1 protein-coding gene is annotated in these 434 nt (G+C 44.5%); it reads left to right on the top strand.

Going from position 1 to position 434, the window contains the following annotated elements:
• Positions 1-434 (top strand): group II intron maturase-specific domain-containing protein (locus LKK83_RS16970; protein ID WP_324632426.1); only part of this gene is annotated, 434 nt, incomplete at both ends.

The raw sequence follows: 434 nt of genomic DNA, 5'->3' as shown, positions 1-434 counted from the left end.
TATGCGGACGACTTCGTTATCCTGCATGAAAACAAGGATGTAATTCTAAAATGTCGCGACCACATCCAGGAATGGCTAAAAGGAATAGGGTTGGAACTGAAGGATACCAAAACTCACATCACCCACACTCTAGAGGGTGACAACCCTGGATTCGACTTCCTGGGATTTAATATCCGGCAATATCAAGTCGGAAAATATAAGACCGGAAAGGACACGAAGGGAAATCCGCTAGGTTTCAAAACCCTCATTAAACCCAGCAAGAAGGCCATCAAAACCCACTACAAAAAACTGAAAGAGATAGTAGACTCCCACAGCGCAGCACCGCAAGAGGGGCTAATAAGACACCTCAATCCGGTTATTAGAGGGTGGAGCAACTACTACTCAACAGTAGTGTCCAAGGAAATCTTCTCTCAAATGGATAACTCGTTATACTG

It is taken from the genome of Phormidium sp. CCY1219 (genome assembly GCF_035615515.1).
Classification (GTDB): Bacteria; Cyanobacteriota; Cyanobacteriia; order Cyanobacteriales; family Laspinemataceae; genus CCY1219.
Note: the sequence above shows the minus strand (reverse complement) of the source record. Positions and strands in the feature narration are given on the sequence as shown.